Origin of the sequence: Phytohabitans flavus, from assembly GCF_011764545.1 — a bacterium.
Classification (GTDB): Bacteria; Actinomycetota; Actinomycetes; order Mycobacteriales; family Micromonosporaceae; genus Phytohabitans; species Phytohabitans flavus.
Map to the genome: position 1 here is coordinate 4,001,698 of NZ_AP022870.1, position 14,384 is coordinate 4,016,081.

Annotated in this window: 12 protein-coding genes and 1 pseudogene; 8 read left to right on the forward strand and 5 right to left on the reverse strand. The window is 72.5% G+C overall.

Translation table 11 applies throughout. The annotated features are described in order from the left end of the window. Positions 1-14: 14 nt before the first annotated feature. Together Pflav_RS17375 and Pflav_RS17380 are read right to left on the reverse strand one after the other, a co-directional pair. The gene (locus tag Pflav_RS17375) at positions 15-1,103 is read right to left on the reverse strand and encodes a zinc-binding dehydrogenase (RefSeq protein ID WP_173037099.1); all 1,089 of its coding nucleotides are present in this window, start codon (positions 1,101-1,103) and stop codon (positions 15-17) included. Next, positions 1,096-2,049, reverse strand: coding sequence for a Gfo/Idh/MocA family protein (locus tag Pflav_RS17380; RefSeq protein ID WP_173037100.1), 954 nt, complete (start codon positions 2,047-2,049; stop codon positions 1,096-1,098). The genes Pflav_RS17375 and Pflav_RS17380 overlap by 8 nt, the downstream gene beginning before the upstream one ends. Before the next feature lie 84 nt (positions 2,050-2,133). Here Pflav_RS17380 and Pflav_RS17385 point away from each other — a divergent pair, with 84 nt between their 5' ends. Further along, a complete protein-coding gene (locus Pflav_RS17385) occupies positions 2,134-3,162 on the forward strand; it encodes a glucosyl-3-phosphoglycerate synthase (RefSeq protein WP_173037101.1) in 1,029 nt (342 codons plus the stop codon). Continuing rightward, positions 3,159-4,280 (forward strand): glycosyltransferase, encoded by a 1,122-nt coding sequence (locus Pflav_RS17390; RefSeq protein WP_173037102.1) that lies wholly within the window; start codon positions 3,159-3,161, stop codon positions 4,278-4,280. The genes Pflav_RS17385 and Pflav_RS17390 overlap by 4 nt, the downstream gene beginning before the upstream one ends. 65 nt (positions 4,281-4,345) lie before the next feature. On the opposite strand, the gene Pflav_RS17395 is transcribed toward Pflav_RS17390, so the two are convergent. Further along, positions 4,346-5,485, reverse strand: coding sequence for a baeRF2 domain-containing protein (locus Pflav_RS17395; protein ID WP_173037103.1), 1,140 nt, complete (start codon positions 5,483-5,485; stop codon positions 4,346-4,348). A gap of 112 nt (positions 5,486-5,597) precedes the next feature. Here Pflav_RS17395 and Pflav_RS17400 point away from each other — a divergent pair, with 112 nt between their 5' ends. Both Pflav_RS17400 and Pflav_RS17405 read left to right on the forward strand, forming a co-directional pair. Further along, complete coding sequence (locus Pflav_RS17400) at positions 5,598-6,137, forward strand: hypothetical protein (protein ID WP_173037104.1); 540 nt, start codon at positions 5,598-5,600, stop codon at positions 6,135-6,137. Between the two features lie 103 nt (positions 6,138-6,240). Next, positions 6,241-7,446 (forward strand): MFS transporter, encoded by a 1,206-nt coding sequence (locus Pflav_RS17405; RefSeq protein WP_232072696.1) that lies wholly within the window; start codon positions 6,241-6,243, stop codon positions 7,444-7,446. Positions 7,447-8,143: 697 nt separating this feature from the next. Here the strand turns inward: Pflav_RS17405 and Pflav_RS17410 are convergent. Further along, positions 8,144-9,493 (reverse strand): AMP-binding protein, encoded by a 1,350-nt coding sequence (locus Pflav_RS17410; RefSeq protein WP_173037105.1) that lies wholly within the window; start codon positions 9,491-9,493, stop codon positions 8,144-8,146. Between the two features lie 24 nt (positions 9,494-9,517). On the opposite strand from Pflav_RS17410, the gene Pflav_RS17415 reads away from it, so the two are divergent. From Pflav_RS17415 to Pflav_RS17425, 4 genes and pseudogenes are all read left to right on the forward strand, one after another. Next, on the forward strand, positions 9,518-10,177 hold the full coding sequence (locus Pflav_RS17415) for a hypothetical protein (protein WP_173037106.1): 660 nt from the start codon (positions 9,518-9,520) through the stop codon (positions 10,175-10,177). Positions 10,178-10,317: 140 nt separating this feature from the next. Next, a pseudogene (locus Pflav_RS48785) lies at positions 10,318-10,839 on the forward strand (DMT family transporter); the annotation flags it as partial. An 83-nt stretch (positions 10,840-10,922) separates the two neighbouring features. Beyond that, a complete protein-coding gene (locus tag Pflav_RS45730) occupies positions 10,923-11,213 on the forward strand; it encodes a hypothetical protein (RefSeq protein WP_232071531.1) in 291 nt (96 codons plus the stop codon). Positions 11,214-11,263: 50 nt separating this feature from the next. After that, positions 11,264-12,742 (forward strand): glutamate--cysteine ligase family protein, encoded by a 1,479-nt coding sequence (locus Pflav_RS17425; protein ID WP_173037108.1) that lies wholly within the window; start codon positions 11,264-11,266, stop codon positions 12,740-12,742. Between the two features lie 25 nt (positions 12,743-12,767). On the opposite strand, the gene Pflav_RS17430 is transcribed toward Pflav_RS17425, so the two are convergent. Beyond that, a complete protein-coding gene (locus Pflav_RS17430) occupies positions 12,768-14,354 on the reverse strand; it encodes a hypothetical protein (protein WP_173037109.1) in 1,587 nt (528 codons plus the stop codon). Positions 14,355-14,384: the final 30 nt, after the last annotated feature.

The window sequence follows — 14,384 nt, forward strand, 5'->3', positions numbered from 1 at the left end:
CGCAACGGTACTATTCACAGCTCCAAGATCGTCGCCACCTCCTGCCGTGCCCGCGTCGCGAGGTCGCGCAGCAGCTCAGGGCCCTTGTCGAACGGCACCACCGCGGTCACCACGTGCCGCCTGATCCCGTCGCCGCACTCCCGCAACATCGACACGGTCTCGGCCGAGAGCCGATCGCGGTCCCAGGTGTCGGCCAGCCCGCGCGGCACTCGCCCGATCTGCGCACAACGTACCGAAAGCCCGTTGTGGTGGAACTCCTCCCCAAGTCGCACCTCATCCGCCCCGCCCTGGTAGAACGCCAGGTCGATCACGGTCCCCTGCGGCCGCAGCAGCCGCATCGCGAGGTGCAGCGCCGACGGCTGCCCGCGGCACTGGAAGACCACGTCGGCACCCCGGTCGCCCGGCCCCCGCCGCCACCGGGTCTTGACCGCGACCGCCGGGTCGCCGTCCGCCGGGTCGAGCACCGCGCAACCGAGGGCCTCCGCGATGGCCCGGCGCCGCGACGTCCTGTCCAGTACGAGCACCGACTCGGCGCCGTGCCGGATTGCGAACACCGCGGTCAGCAGCCCGATCATGCCGGCGCCGACCACGGCGACCCGCCGGCCCCGCACCCCGTCGCCGAGGTCGCGCACCCCCGCGCCGAACGCGTCCGCCGCCGCGTGCAGCAGCCCGTTGGCGCAGATCGGACCGGCGTGCGCCACGTACACGCCGAGCATCGGGTCGAGGCCGGACGGCAGCGGCACGAACCTGTCGACGAGCGGGTCGGCGAGGTACCCGGTCCGGTGCCCGTACGCCATCGCGACGACAGTGCCCGGGGTGACCGCCGTGGTGGCCGACTCGGTGACCCGGCCGACCTCCATGTACCCCAGGCGGGCCACCGGGTACGTCTGCGCCGGCTCACCCTCGACGAACAGGCCCAGCTCGGCGTCGAGGCGGGCGGAGAGCAGCGGGTTTGTGCCCTTGACATAGCTCAGCTCGGTACCCGCGGACACTCCACTGTAGAGCGTGGCGACCCGGAAGGTGCCCTCGCGCAGGGGCGGTGGCTCCTCCTCGCGCATCTCCACGGTCTCCGGCGCGGTGGCCACGATGACCCGCTCAGACACCGACGGCCTCCTCGGTCGCGGCCGAGCGGGCCACGGCGGCGGCGAGGCGGTGGGTGCGCAGCGCCTCGGCGTACGGCACGCGTACGTCGTCGGCCACCCCCAGCACCGCGTCCACGAACGCCCGGTCCACCGCCACCCGCGCGGCGACCGGGTCACCGGGGTAGCGGTGCTCGCCGTCGCCGTCCCGTACCACGAGCTCCTCCTCGCCGACCGAGACGGCGAGGCCGTCCGCGTACACCTCGACGGCCGCGCGGTGCTTCCAGCCGAGCGCGCAGGTCGTGGCGAGCGTGCCGGGGACCCCGCTGGCGAAGCGCACCATGGCCGCGGTGGCCAGGTCCACGTCCGCGCCGTCCACCGGCGGGCGACCGCCGCCGGCCGCGTGTACCCGCACCACCTCGCCGCCCAGCAGCCGCATGAGGTCGAGGACGTGCGGGGCCTGCTCGATCAGCGGCCCGCCGGACGACTCGCGCCGCACCCACCAGTCGACCGGTGGCACCTTGTCCAGCCAGGCGCCGCTGACCAGGCGCACCTCGCGGCCGGCGAGCAGGTCACGGGCGCGCTCGACGACCGCCAGGTACCGCCAGTGCAGCCCCACGGCGGTCACCACGCGCTCGGCGAGCGGGGCGAGGCGTTCGGCGGTGGCGAGGTCGATCGCGATCGGCTTCTCCACGAACATCGGCAGCCCCGCGGCGAGGACCGCCTCCTCGGCCGGGCCGTGCGCGAAGGGCGGCACGCATACGTATACGGCGTCCGGCTGGGATTCGATGATCGCGCCCACGTCCGGGTACGCCAGCGCGCCGTGCTCGGCGGCGAGCGCCCCGGCCGCTTCGGGGACCACGTCGGTCACGCCGACCAGGCGCACGTCCGGGAAACCGGCCAGAACGCTCGCGTGCCGCCGCGCGACGTTGCCGGCGCCGACCATCGCGACGGCGCATTTGCCCCCCATTGTTACCGCCCACCCATCCGTTACCGCTCCCAACGCCGATCCGCTGCGGCGGTTGGGTACCCGATCTTTGGGAAACCACGCACCATGTGGCATCCGCTATCGGTGAGCCCTGTCGTGGAGGCCTGGTCCGCGTACCGGACCAGCACCGCCAACCAGTGGAAACCCCGCGATCTGGTCCGGGCGAAAAGGACCAGCACGGTATCCGTCGTGCTGCCCGCCCGCGACGAACAGGACACGGTCGGTGAGATCGTCCGTACGATCCGCCGGCACCTCGTCGAGCAGCTTCCGCTCGTGGACGAGGTCATCGTCGTCGACTCCCGCTCCAGTGACGAGACCGCGCGCGTCGCGGGCGAGGCCGGCGCGCGGGTGGTCGACCAGGACGAGATGACCCGGGGCCTGCCCCGGCTCGAAGGCAAGGGTGACGCGCTGTGGGCCGGCCTCGCGGCGGCGCGCGGCGACATCGTGGCCTTCATCGACGCCGACCTGCGCGAGTTCCGGCCACACTTCGTGACCGGCCTCCTCGGACCGCTGCTCGCCGATCCCTCCGTGGTGTATGTCAAGGGCTTCTACCACCGTCCCCTCGAGTCCACATTCGACACCGAACGCGACGGCGGCGGCCGGGTCACCGAGATAATGGCCCGTCCGCTGCTCAACCTCTGCTGGCCCGAGCTGGCCGGCTTCGTCCAGCCACTCGCCGGCGAGTACGCGGGCCGCCGCGAGGTGCTGGAACAGCTCCCGTTCGTCTCGGGGTACGGCGTCGAGCTGGCGATGCTCATCGACCTGCTGGACACCGTGGGTCTCGACGCGCTCGCCCAGGTGGACCTCGGCGAGCGGCACCACCGCCACCAGAGCACCGAGGCGCTGGGGCGGATGGCCGCGCAGATCCTGTACACCGCCTGGTCCCGGCTGCACCGCCAAGGCACGGTGCCGGAAGCGGAACCGCCGGCCTCCGCGCTGACCCAGTTCCGCCGGGGTGGCGAGGACGCGCTGCCCGGCCTCGGCCGCGAGGTCGTGGTGCACGACGTGTCCGTACGCGAGCGGCCGCCGCTGGCCGAGCTGCGCGCCGCCCGCGCGCTCCACTCGGACCTCTCGCTGTGGTCGGCCGTGTCATGAAGGTCCTGATGAACGCGGGGCCGTGGCTGCCGGTCCCGCCGGACGGCTACGGCGGTATCGAGAACATCGTGGCCACGCTCGTCCCCCCGCTGCGTGAGCTCGGCGTCGAGGTCGTGCTCGCCAGCGTGGGCGACAGCACGCTCGAGGTGGACGACCTCGTCACGGTCTTCCCGGAGGGGCAGTTCCGGCAGCTCCAGCGCCCGTACAACCAGGTCAACGGCGTCGTACCGGCGCACCAGCACCTTGTCGTGCGCGAGGTCCGCGAGCGCTCCGACATCGACCTGGTACACGACCACGTCGAGGCGGCCGGCCTCGCCACACTCGCCGCGCTCGGCCCGGACGACCCGCCCGTGCTGCACACGCTGCACTGGGACCTGCACAAGCACCCGGAGCTGTACGGCACGTTCGACGGCGGCGGCCGGGTGTGGGTCAACGGGGTCTCCGCGGACCAGGTGTCCCGCGCGCCCGAGGCGCTGCGCGCGCACGCGGTGGGGCACGTGCACCTGGCCACGCCGCTCGCCGAAGGCGCGGAGCGGCGGCGGCCGGCGGACAAGGGCGACCACGTGGTGATCATGGGCCGGATCACGCCGGGCAAGGGGCAGGACCTTGGCGTGCGGCTGGCCCACCAGTACGGGTTCGACCTGATCCTGGCCGGGCCGGTGGGGCCGTACCACTCGCCCGAGGCGCTGGCCGAGGTGCCCACTTCGGACAATCCGGATGCGGTGTACTTCCGGGAGAAGGTGGCGCCCTATGTGGACGGTTCCCGGGTCCGCTGGCTCGGCACGGTACGCGCGCCGGCCCGCGACGACCTCGTGGCCAGCGCCCGCGCGGTCCTCGCCCCGCTGCGCTGGTCCGAGCCGGGCGGCACCTTCGTAGTAGAAGCACTCTCGGTAGGCACCCCGGTCGTCGGCCTGTCCCTGGGCTGCCTCCCCGAACTGATAGACCACGGCCGAACCGGCTTCCTAACGGACAACGAAGAAGAACTCCCCGACCTGATAGAAGCCGCCGCCAAACTCGACTGCGGCGAATGCATGCGCGAAGCCGCCACCCGCTTCACCCCGGGGGTAATGGCCGCCCGCTACCTAGAGCTATACCGCCAGGTCCTAGCCCGCGCCTGACCCTCGCAGTTGATCAGGGACTTGGTTGGGCGTGTCGGCGGCCTGTCAGCCCACGAAGTCCCTGATCAACCGGCTCGGGTCGTGGGGTCGGTGTACCTGAGGATGGCGCCTACGCCGTGCGTCAGGTCGGCGTCGTCCGGGCCTACCAACAGCAGGTCGGCGCCTGTTCCGGCGATCGCCCTGACTAGGGCCATGTCGGCGCGTACGCGGATGGGCTCCTCGACGCCCATCTCGCGCAGTTGTGCCGGGTCGAGCGCGAGCTGCGGCGCCTCCGGCCCGATCCACAGCTGGTCCGTCGACGAGGGGTCGTCCACGATCAGCATCGCCTCGACCTGCTCGCGCTGGAGCGCGGTGACCACCGCGGCGAGCCCGTTGCCGAGCCCTTCCTGCTCGGCGAAGCGGTCGACCGCGTCCCGCGTGCGCTGGTCGGCCACGTTCGCCACGGCCACGGTCGTCGCCTCGTCCAGCGGCCCCGGGTCGGCGCCCGACGCCCGCGTACCGGCGTCGGTCACCACCGCCCGGTCCCGCCAGCGCTTGGGCAGCTGCTCCAGGAGCAACTGCCGGGCCCGTACGTCCCCGCCCAGGACGAGCACGTCCGGCCCCATCGCGTCGGCGAGGTGCGCGGTGGCGGCGGCCAGGTCGTTCGTGTTGCGCTGCCAGGTTGTCTCCGCTTCCCGCTGGTACCGCGCCTGCGACCACCCGCCGGGCTTGACCTTGCGGATCGGGTACGACTCGGTTCCGCGCACTGTCTCGCTCCGGAGCACGCCGCCGCCGGAAGGCCGAACGCCGCCCGCGTCGAACACCGACACCTCGCCCCCGGCCCGGTCGGCGATCACGCGCAGCCACCCGACCTCCTCACCCCGTTGGGCGACCAGGGGCATCGCGTGCGGCAGTGCCCCGTACCGGGCGAGATCCGCGCGCGGCGGCGTGGGCAGCCGCTCGACGGTCACATCGTCCGGCGCGGCCTCGGAGCAGAAGAGCGCGACGCCCAGCCGGTCCGGCTCGGCCGGTGCCCCGTCGAGCGCCCGGTCCATCGAGGCGAGTAGGCCGCCGCTGGCTCCCTGCCCGGCCAGGCTCTCCCGCAGCCCGCGCCAGCGGAGCCGCACTGCGCGTGCGGCGTCCTCCGTGTCCGGCGTGGCATCAAGGTAGGCCGACGCCCACGGACCCGGATGGGCGTAAAGCGACCGCAGGAATGAGAGATCCATAGCGTGGCGCATACCCCGTGAAGATGTATTCACTCACTCGCCGTCTCTCGCGTGAATGCACCTGCATCGATTACGCTGAGTGCTTGCGGGATCAACAATCGGTAGGACTGTCATGACCTGGGACCGGGAGCTTTTCCCCGAACCCGTGTCGCACCGGCCGGGACCCATCATCAACGGGCACGTCGTAAAGCTCGAGGGCGGCTACTCCCGCGAGATCAAGGTGGGCCAGCCCATCCTTGTCGCCGTGCTGGCCGCCGCCGGCGTCACCCGCCTCGTCGTCTCCCTCCTGCGCTCCGGCGCGGGTGGCGGCGGGCGGAAGTGGAAAGAGCTGAGGAAGGGCCCGGAGTACCTGGTCACCCCGATGAGGATCCGCGCCTCGGACGGCGTGCTGTGCGAAATGGAAATCCACGGCCACCTGCCGCAGAGCGCGCTGGAGCCACGAGACCACGTGCAGGTGACCGTACGCCGCCAGAAGGACCCGGAGCTCCCACCCCGGGTCGAACGGATCGTCAACCTCACGACCGCCCAGCTCCTCACGCCGCACCCCCCCAACCTCTGGTCCCACCTAGGCCCCACGCTGCTAGCCCAAGCCCTGCTAGGCATCCTCGTCTTCGCCACAATCGCCGCCTGCACAGTGCTCGTCGGGGATTGATCAGGGAGTTGGTGGTGCGGCACGCCGGCCGACACGCCCACGAAGTCCCTGATCAACAGCGACGGGGCTACGCGCTTGAGGTGAGAGCGGTTCCGGGGGTGGGATTGGGCCTGTGAGTTTGATTGCTGCGCGTAATGGGGTTGCGGTTGTTTTTGGGCTTAATGGGCTGGCGGTGGCGTCTTGGTTCGCGCGGGTGCCGGCCGCCAAGGACGCGCTCGATCTCACCGCGGGCCAGCTCGGGCTGCTGATGTTGACCCTCTCCGCCGGCGCGGTGCTCGCGCTGCCCACGGCCGGCATGGTGGCGCACCGGCTCGGCGCCGCCCGTACCGTCGCCATCGGCGCCCTGGCCGCGTCCGCGGGCCTCGTCCTGGCCGGCGTGGCCGCGAGCGCCTTGGGTTCGATCCCGGTCGTGGGGGTGGGACTCTTCGCGATCGGGTTCGGCGCGGGCAGCTGCGAGGTCGCGATGAACGTCGAGGCGGCCGCCGTCGAGCGCCGGCTCGGACGCACGATCATGCCGCGCTTCCACGCCGCCTGGAGTCTGGGTACCGTCGCCGGCGCCGGCCTCGGCGCGGCCGCCGCCCGCCTGGAGGTGCCGATCGGCGCGCACCTGGCCGTGATGGCGGTGATCGTGGGCGGGGGCACGCTTGTGGCGGTGCGCTCGTTCCTGCCGGGCGAGCGGGCGGCGGCCGAGGGCGGCCCGAAGGGTGGCGGGCTGCTCGCCGCCTGGCGCGAGCCACGCACCGTCCTCATCGGACTGCTGGTGCTGGTGATGGCGTTCACCGAGGGTACGGCGAACGACTGGCTCGCGGTCGCCTTCGTGGACGGGCACGGGGTGAGCGAGGCGGCGGGCGCGGCGAGCTTCGCGGTGTTCGTGGCGGCGATGACCGTGGGGCGTACGGTCGGCACGGTCGCGCTGGACCGCTGGGGCCGGCCGCGGGTGCTGTGGGCGACGATGGCGTTAGCGGCGGCGGGCGCCGCGGTCACCGTGTACGCGAACTCGGTACCGCTAGCGCTCGCCGGCGTGGCCCTGTGGGGTGTGGGCGCCTGCCTTGGCTTCCCGGTCGGGATGAGCGCCGCCGCCGACGACGAGAGCCGCGCGTCCGCGCGGGTGAGCGTGGTGGCGGTGATCGGGTACACCGCCTTCCTGGCCGGACCGCCACTCGTCGGCCTGCTCGGCGACCGCGTGGGCGTGCTGCGCGCCCTGCTCGTCGTGCCGCTGCTGATCGTCCCGGCGCTCGCCCTGGTCCCCGCCCTCCGCCCACCCCGGACGCCGGTCCCAACCCGCGAGCCCAGCCTCGTTCGCGACTAGAGATCTTCCAGGTCGGGGTCACATTCAGTTCCTTGAGATGGGTATTTGCCCCCTCCGCTGCCACGTCCGCGGTCCAAGCCCCACCCCAACCCGACCCGGGATCGCCGTCGGACAAGGCAGAGGTGGGTGCGCAGGCCTTTGCCCTGCTCCCCCAGAGTGGCCGCTTCCTCGATCGACGCGATCGGGTTGGCGTACGCGAGAGATCGTGGTATCCAACTGCCCCTCCAGAGCCTGTCGCAAAATTGCCCGACTACAGCGTGTGTCGAGAAAAACACGGCTGTGTCCGCCGCTGGCCGCCGAACGGCGGCCGGCGAGGGTCAACGAGACCCTCATTTCAAGCGAATCTGGCGATTCTGCGACAGGCTCTCCAGAGGCAACTAGGTACCACGATCTGCCAGACGGCCGCCCGTCGTGGCGTCGGTCAAGGCAAACCGAGCGCCCTTTGGGCGCGTGTCTGCCTTCGGACGGACCTCCCGCCCAACCGCCGAGCTAGGTCAAGGTTGGGCCGGAACGCGGACCCGGCCGCGAGGGTCGTGGTCGGCTGACCACGACCCGGGGGTGAGCTTGCCCAACAGCGAAGGGTGAGGCCGCGGGAGCGACGGTCTGGACCACGGCGGGCGTCGCGGTAGCTCGATTTCCTTGGCTTTTGATCCTCATCCGCGACATGACGGCGAGGCCACCCTGACCCCAAAGGTCGCTAGAGGCGCTGCTTTTGCACCTTGCCCATGCCGTTGCGGGGCAGCTCGGGCAGGAAGCGGACCTGGCGCGGGCGCTTGTGCACCGACAGGTGCTTGGCCACGAACCCGATCAGCTCCTCCGCCGCGACGCCGTCGGCCACCACGTACGCGACGATCTCCTGTCCCAGGTCGTCGTGGGGTGCGCCGACGACGGCGGCCTCGCGGACGGCGGGGTGGGCTAGCAGCGCGTTCTCCACCTCGCCGGCGCCGATGCGGTACCCGCCGCTCTTGATCAGGTCGGTGGAGGAGCGGCCGACGATGCGGTGCCACCCGTCCGGGCCGATCGTGGCCACGTCGCCGGTGCGGAACCACCCGTCCTCCGCGTACGCCGCCGCGGTCGCCTCCGGCCGGTTCAGGTACCCGCTGAAGAGCGTGGTGCCGCGGACCTGGAGTTCGCCCACGGCCTCGCCGTCGTGCGGTGCCTGCGCGCCGTCCTCGCCGACGAGGCGGGTCTCCACCCCGGCGACCGGCTGGCCCACCGCGCCCGGCCGCCGCGGTCCGTCGGCGCGGGCGGCGACGGTGATGAGGGTTTCGGTCATGCCGTACCGCTCGACCGGTTCGTGCCCGGTCAGCTCGCGCAGCGCCGCGAAGACCGGGACGGGCAGGGCCGCGCTGCCCGAGACGAGCAGGCGGGCCGGCGCCAGCGCGCGGGCCGCCGCCGGGTCGCCCGCGATGCGGTGCCACACCGTGGGTACGCCGAAGTAGAGGGTGCCGCTGGCCGCCGCGTACGCCTCGGGGCGGGGCCGGACCGTGTGCGCCAGCCGCGAGCCGGTGCGCAGCGCGCCGAGCACGCCGAGGACGAGGCCGTGCACGTGGTACAGCGGGAGGCCGTGCACCAGCGTGTCGTCGGCGGTCCAAGCCCAGGCGTCGGCGAGCGCGTCGAGGTCGGCGGCGATGGCGTCCCGGCTGAGCAGTACGCCCTTGGGCGCGCCGGTCGTCCCACTCGTGTACAGGATGAGCGCCGTCGCCTCGCCGGACGGCTGGGCGCTGGGCATGGCCGCGCGCTCGCCGAGGTCGATGCCGGCGAGCAGCTCGGCGCCCGCGTCGCCGAGGATGTGCGAACGTTCCATCGGCCCCGAGTCGGGCGGGATCGGTACGACCGGGACGCCGGCCGCCAGACCGCCCAGCACCGCCACGACCGTCTCCAGCGAGGCCGTGGCGGTGACCGCGACGGCCGGCGCACCCGCGATCCGGGCGGCGAGCGCCCCGGCGGCACCGGCCAGGTCGGCCCAGGAAAGCTGGTGGTCACCGATCCGTACCGCGTCGGGTCGATCTCCGAAGTGGCCACTCAGGGCGGGCAGCAGGTCCATGCGGGACACCCTAAGGTGATGTACATGCCGCGAAAACCCACAGTCGTCGACGTGGAAACCGGGCAGAAGAAGGTGTTCGCCTGGGCGGTCGACTGGCCGGGGTGGTGCCGCGCGGCCCGCACCGAGGAGCAAGCGCTGGCCGCACTCGCCGACTACGTCCCGCGGTACGCGGTGGTGGCGCGGATGGCGGGGCTGACCTTCCCGGAGACGATCGGTGACACGTTCGAGGTGCGGGAGCGACTGCCCGGCGAGGCCGGCACCGAGTTCGGGGTGCCCAGCAAGATCACGGTGGGCGACCGCGAGCCGGTGAAGGCGGCCGAGGCGACCCGCGCGGCCAAGCTGATGACCGCCTCCTGGGAGCTGCTCGCCGAGGTGGCCGCCAAGTCCCCCGCTGAGCTGCGCAAGGGCCCGCGCGGCGGTGGCCGCGACCGGGACAAGATGCTCGACCACGTGGTGGGTTCCGAGGCGGCGTATGGGCGGCAGGTCGGCATCAAGCACAAGCAGCCGGCGTTCGACGACGAGGCGGCGGTGGGTGCCCTCCGGGCAGACCTGCTGGCGCTGCTGGGCAAGCCGACCCGGGCCGGCGACGAGCCGAAGTGGCCCCATCGGTACGCGATCCGCCGGATCGTCTGGCACGTGCTCGACCACGTGTGGGAGATGGAGGACCGGGCCACACCCGCCTGACCTGGGCGTCGCCCTTCCCCGGGCCCGGGCGTCTCCCTCTTGAGGAGGAGGCGAAACCCGCCTTCTACCGCGCATGACGTAGCGCACAAACCAACTGGTGGTGGACGACTGACGACGTTTTCTGCGCGATCATCGTTGGTATGACAGCGTGGGCGCTGAGCGTGATCTTCGCGATCGCGTCGGCAGCGGCGTACGCGGCGGGGGCAGTGGTGCAGGAGCGACTTGCCGCCGACGCGGTTCGAAAACCCGTCCTGGCGCTGCTGCGCCGGGGGCGGTGGTGGTTCGCGGTAGGCCTCAACGCGACCGGTGGGGCGCTGCACGTGGCGGCGCTTGCCTACGGCCCGCTCTCCCTGGTGCAGCCGCTCGGCGTGCTCACACTTGTGCTTGCACTGCCGATGGGCGCGGCGCTGGCGGGTCGCCGGGTGGCGGGCCGGGCCTGGTTGGGCGCGGGGTACACGGTTGCTGGTCTGGCCGTGCTCCTGCTGCTGATCAGCCCCGCTACCGGCGCCGAAGCCCTCGGGGGGCGCGATGCGATGATCCTGGCCATCGCCGCCACCGTCACGGTGGCCGCGCTGATGGTCGCCGCCCGGTTCTCCCGGCGGCCGGTCATCCGCAGCCTGTTCAACGCGAGCGCGTCGGGCGTGGCGTTCGCGGTCGCCTCCGCGCTGACCCAGACGGTCGCGCTCCGCACCGGCGAGGACGGGCCGTCCGCGCTGCTCAGCCCGATCACGGTGGCGCTCGGGGGATGGCGGTCGGCGGGCTGCTGCTCTCCCAGATCGCGTACCGCCACTCGGGTCTCGGCGCCCCGCTCGCCACCCTCACGCTGGCCAATCCGATCGCCTCCGCGATCATCGGCATGGTGCTGCTCGGCGAGCGGTTCGTCGGCGGTACCGCGGGCACGCTGGCCGCCCTCGCCGCCGCCGCGGTCGCCTCCTGGGGCGTGGTCGTGCTCGCCCAGCCCGACGCCCGCGTCTCCACCGACCCGGACGACTCGAGCCCGGACCCTACCCAGAAACGCCACCCCGTGCTCGTCTGACCCGGGCGATCCCCTTTCGCCGCAGGTCCTGACCGTGCCACCGTAATTGGATGGGCACCGAGGTGGAGCGCCGCGAGTTCAGCCGGGAGGACCGTGCCCGGCACCGGCGCAAGGTGCGGCAGTGCCTGGACGTGTTCGCGGAGATGCTGCGCGAGTCGCGGTTCGAGTTCGAGCGGCCGATGACCGGCCTCGAGATCGAGCTCAACCTCGTCGACGAAAGCGCCGATCCCGCGATGCGCAACGCCGAGGCCCTCGCCGCGATCGCCGACCCCGACTTCCAGACGGAGCTCGGCCAGTTCAACATCGAGATCAACGTCGCGCCGCGCCGCCTGGCCGGCGACGGCACCGCCGACTTCGAGCGGCACGTCCGCGCCAGCCTCAACGCCGCCGAGCAGAAGGCCCGGACGGTCGGCGCACACATGGTGATGATCGGCATCCTGCCCACGCTCACCCGCGAGCACCTCACGATCGAGACGCTCTCGTCCAACCCCCGCTACGCGCTGCTCAACGAGCAGATCTTCGCGGCCCGCGGCGAGGACCTCGACATCCGCATCGACGGCGTCGACCGCCTGGCGGCCACCGCCGACACGGTGGCGCCCGAGGCGGCGTGCACGAGCACCCAGTTCCACCTCCAGGTGAGCCCGGGGCAGTTCGCCGCGTACTGGAACGCCGCCCAGTGCGTCGCCGGCATCCAGGTCGCGCTCGGCGCCAACGCGCCGTTCCTGCTGGGCAAGGAGCTGTGGCGGGAGACCCGGATCCCGCTCTTCGAGCAGGCCACCGACACGCGGTCGGAGGAGATAAAAGCCCAGGGGGTACGCCCTCGGGTGTGGTTCGGCGAGCGGTGGGTGACCTCGGTCTTCGACCTCTTCGAGGAGAACGTCCGGTACTTCCCCGCCCTGCTGCCCGTCTGCGACGACGACGACCCGGCGCAGACCCTGGCCCGCGGCGACATCCCGCAGCTGACCGAGCTGCGGCTGCACAACGGCACGGTCTACCGCTGGAACCGCCCGGTGTACGACGTGGTCCGCGGCCGCCCCCACCTCCGCGTGGAAAACCGCGTCCTCCCCGCCGGCCCGACGGTGGTCGACACGGTGGCCAACGGCGCCTTCTACTTCGGCCTGGTCCGCGCCCTGGCCGAGTCCGACCGTCCACTCTGGTCACAGATGAGCTTCAGCGCCGCCGAGGAAAACTTCCACGCCTGCGCCCGGCACGGCATCACCGCGACGGTCTTCTGGCCCGGCCTCGGCTACCTGCCGGTGACCGAGCTTGTGCTGCGGCGCCTGCTGCCACTGGCCCGCGAGGGCCTGGACGCGTGGGAGGTCGACCCGGCCGAGCGCGACCGCCTGCTGAGCATCATCGAGCAGCGCTGCCTGACCGGCCGCAACGGCGCGACCTGGCAGGCGGAGACCCTGCACACCCTGGAGGACCAACACCACCTCGCACGGCCGGACGCACTGCGCGCGGTGCTACAGCGGTACATGCCACTGATGCACGAAAACATTCCCGTACACGAATGGCCCGTCGACTAGGCGCGTGCGATGGGATGCCGGGTGATCACGAGCCGGCAGTTAGTACCGCTTCGTCGACCGGGGCGATGATCGTCGCGCCGTCCGGGGCGCTCGGGGTGAGCCGGACCGGGCGGCCGTTGGCGAGGTCGTCGGCGGTACAGACGTAGCGCCGGGTCACCATGAACTCCCACCACGGGTCGCGCGCGCACACCCGTGGGCCCATCCGGTCGCCGTGCACGACAAGCGCGGTCAGCGCGGGCCAGGTGACCTGGTCCACGTCCAGCACCGCCGGCCGGCCATCCGTGTACCGGGCCAGCGCGGCCATCACCGCCGGCATGTCGGGGATGTGCTCGGGTAGCTTGCGCAACGCCGGTGCGCCGCTGCCGACCCCCAGCGCCCCGATCACCACGGCCGCCACGAGCCACGCCGACAGGCGCCGCTCCCCCACGGCCACGAGCGGCGCCGGCAGCCGCCGGTGGTCGGGCGCGGACGACACGAGGCCGGCGACCAGGCGCCGCGCGGCCGGCGAGGAGGCGGCGGCGGCCACCCCGACCCAGATCAGCAGCAGCGGTACCGCTCGCGTGAACTCCCCGACGTACGTGAAGCTAAGATCGTCGATGGCTTGGGCCACGTACCCGGTGAATAGAACAAGGGCCACCGCGGCCGCACAGATGCCCGCAGCGAGGAAGCGGCGCGGGGATCCGGCCGGCAGGCGGCGGGTGAGCCACGCGGCGCCGCCGAAGAGCACGACCGCGGCCGCGGCGCCCAGCGGGGGCCACGCGGCGTAGTAGCCGAGCACGTAGCGCGCGATCTCGCCCGCGGCGGGCGTGGCGTGCGCGCCGCCGTAGCGGAAGTACAGCCCGAACTCGCCCGGCCAGTGCAGGTACAGGTTGAGCCCGATCGGCAGCGCGAAGACCGCGAGCACCACGGCCGCCACCGTCACCGCCGCCCGGGACTCGCGCCACTCCCGCCGGCCGGTCCACAGCGACGCGGCCACCGCGAGGCCGGCCAGCACCGGGGCGAAGAGCAGGAAGCTCACGTGCCCGTGTACCAGCAGCGCCGCCGCCAGCACGAGCAGCGGCAGGTGCGCCACGCGGCCGGCGGCCACCGAGGCGGCGGCGGTGAGCAGCAGCAGGAACGGGGCCAGGTACAGGTAGGGCATCCACGCCGAGGCCAGGATCGCGGGCTGCACCGCGAAGTACAGGATCCCGGCCGCGCCGCAGAGGGCGGTCGCCGCGCGCGAGCCGGTCCAGCTGTGGAAGATGGCCAGGCTGAGGCCGAGGAGTACCGAGTTGAGCGCGAGCAACGCCAGCCACTGGCCGTTCCACGGGGTGGGTACGACGCCGAGCAGGTCGTAGAAGAACCACTCGCCGAACGCCTGCACGTAGAAGAAGGCCGGGCCCGGGTGGTGGAAGCCGAGCCGTGAGTAGTTGCCGACCAGCAGGTCGAAGTGCTTGGCGTCGGCCGTGATGATCGAGTTCGCGGCGAAGTCGCCGCGCTCGTACACCACCCTGCCGAAGGCGATGGGGTTGCGCAGCAGCAGCAACCCGAAGAGCGAACCCGCCGCGACGGCGAGGACGGCGGGGTCCAGTGTCCCCCGCCGTCCGCGAACCGCAGTCTTTTCCCCCGTCACGCCCCGCTCCTTAGATCGGAGCGGATCGTA

Excerpts from the sequence above, each read along its gene's own strand:
- Pflav_RS17380 (WP_173037100.1), bottom strand. The coding sequence starts at position 2,049 with ATGGGGGGCAAATGCGCCGTCGCGATGGTCGGCGCCGGCAACGTCGCG.
- Pflav_RS17385 (WP_173037101.1), top strand. The coding sequence starts at position 2,134 with ATGTGGCATCCGCTATCGGTGAGCCCTGTCGTGGAGGCCTGGTCCGCG.
- Pflav_RS17390 (WP_173037102.1), top strand. The coding sequence starts at position 3,159 with ATGAAGGTCCTGATGAACGCGGGGCCGTGGCTGCCGGTCCCGCCGGAC.
- Pflav_RS17395 (WP_173037103.1), bottom strand. The coding sequence starts at position 5,485 with ATGGATCTCTCATTCCTGCGGTCGCTTTACGCCCATCCGGGTCCGTGG.
- Pflav_RS17400 (WP_173037104.1), top strand. The coding sequence starts at position 5,598 with ATGACCTGGGACCGGGAGCTTTTCCCCGAACCCGTGTCGCACCGGCCG.
- Pflav_RS17410 (WP_173037105.1), bottom strand. The coding sequence starts at position 9,493 with ATGGACCTGCTGCCCGCCCTGAGTGGCCACTTCGGAGATCGACCCGAC.
- Pflav_RS17415 (WP_173037106.1), top strand. The coding sequence starts at position 9,518 with ATGCCGCGAAAACCCACAGTCGTCGACGTGGAAACCGGGCAGAAGAAG.
- Pflav_RS45730 (WP_232071531.1), top strand. The coding sequence starts at position 10,923 with ATGGCGGTCGGCGGGCTGCTGCTCTCCCAGATCGCGTACCGCCACTCG.
- Pflav_RS17425 (WP_173037108.1), top strand. The coding sequence starts at position 11,264 with ATGGGCACCGAGGTGGAGCGCCGCGAGTTCAGCCGGGAGGACCGTGCC.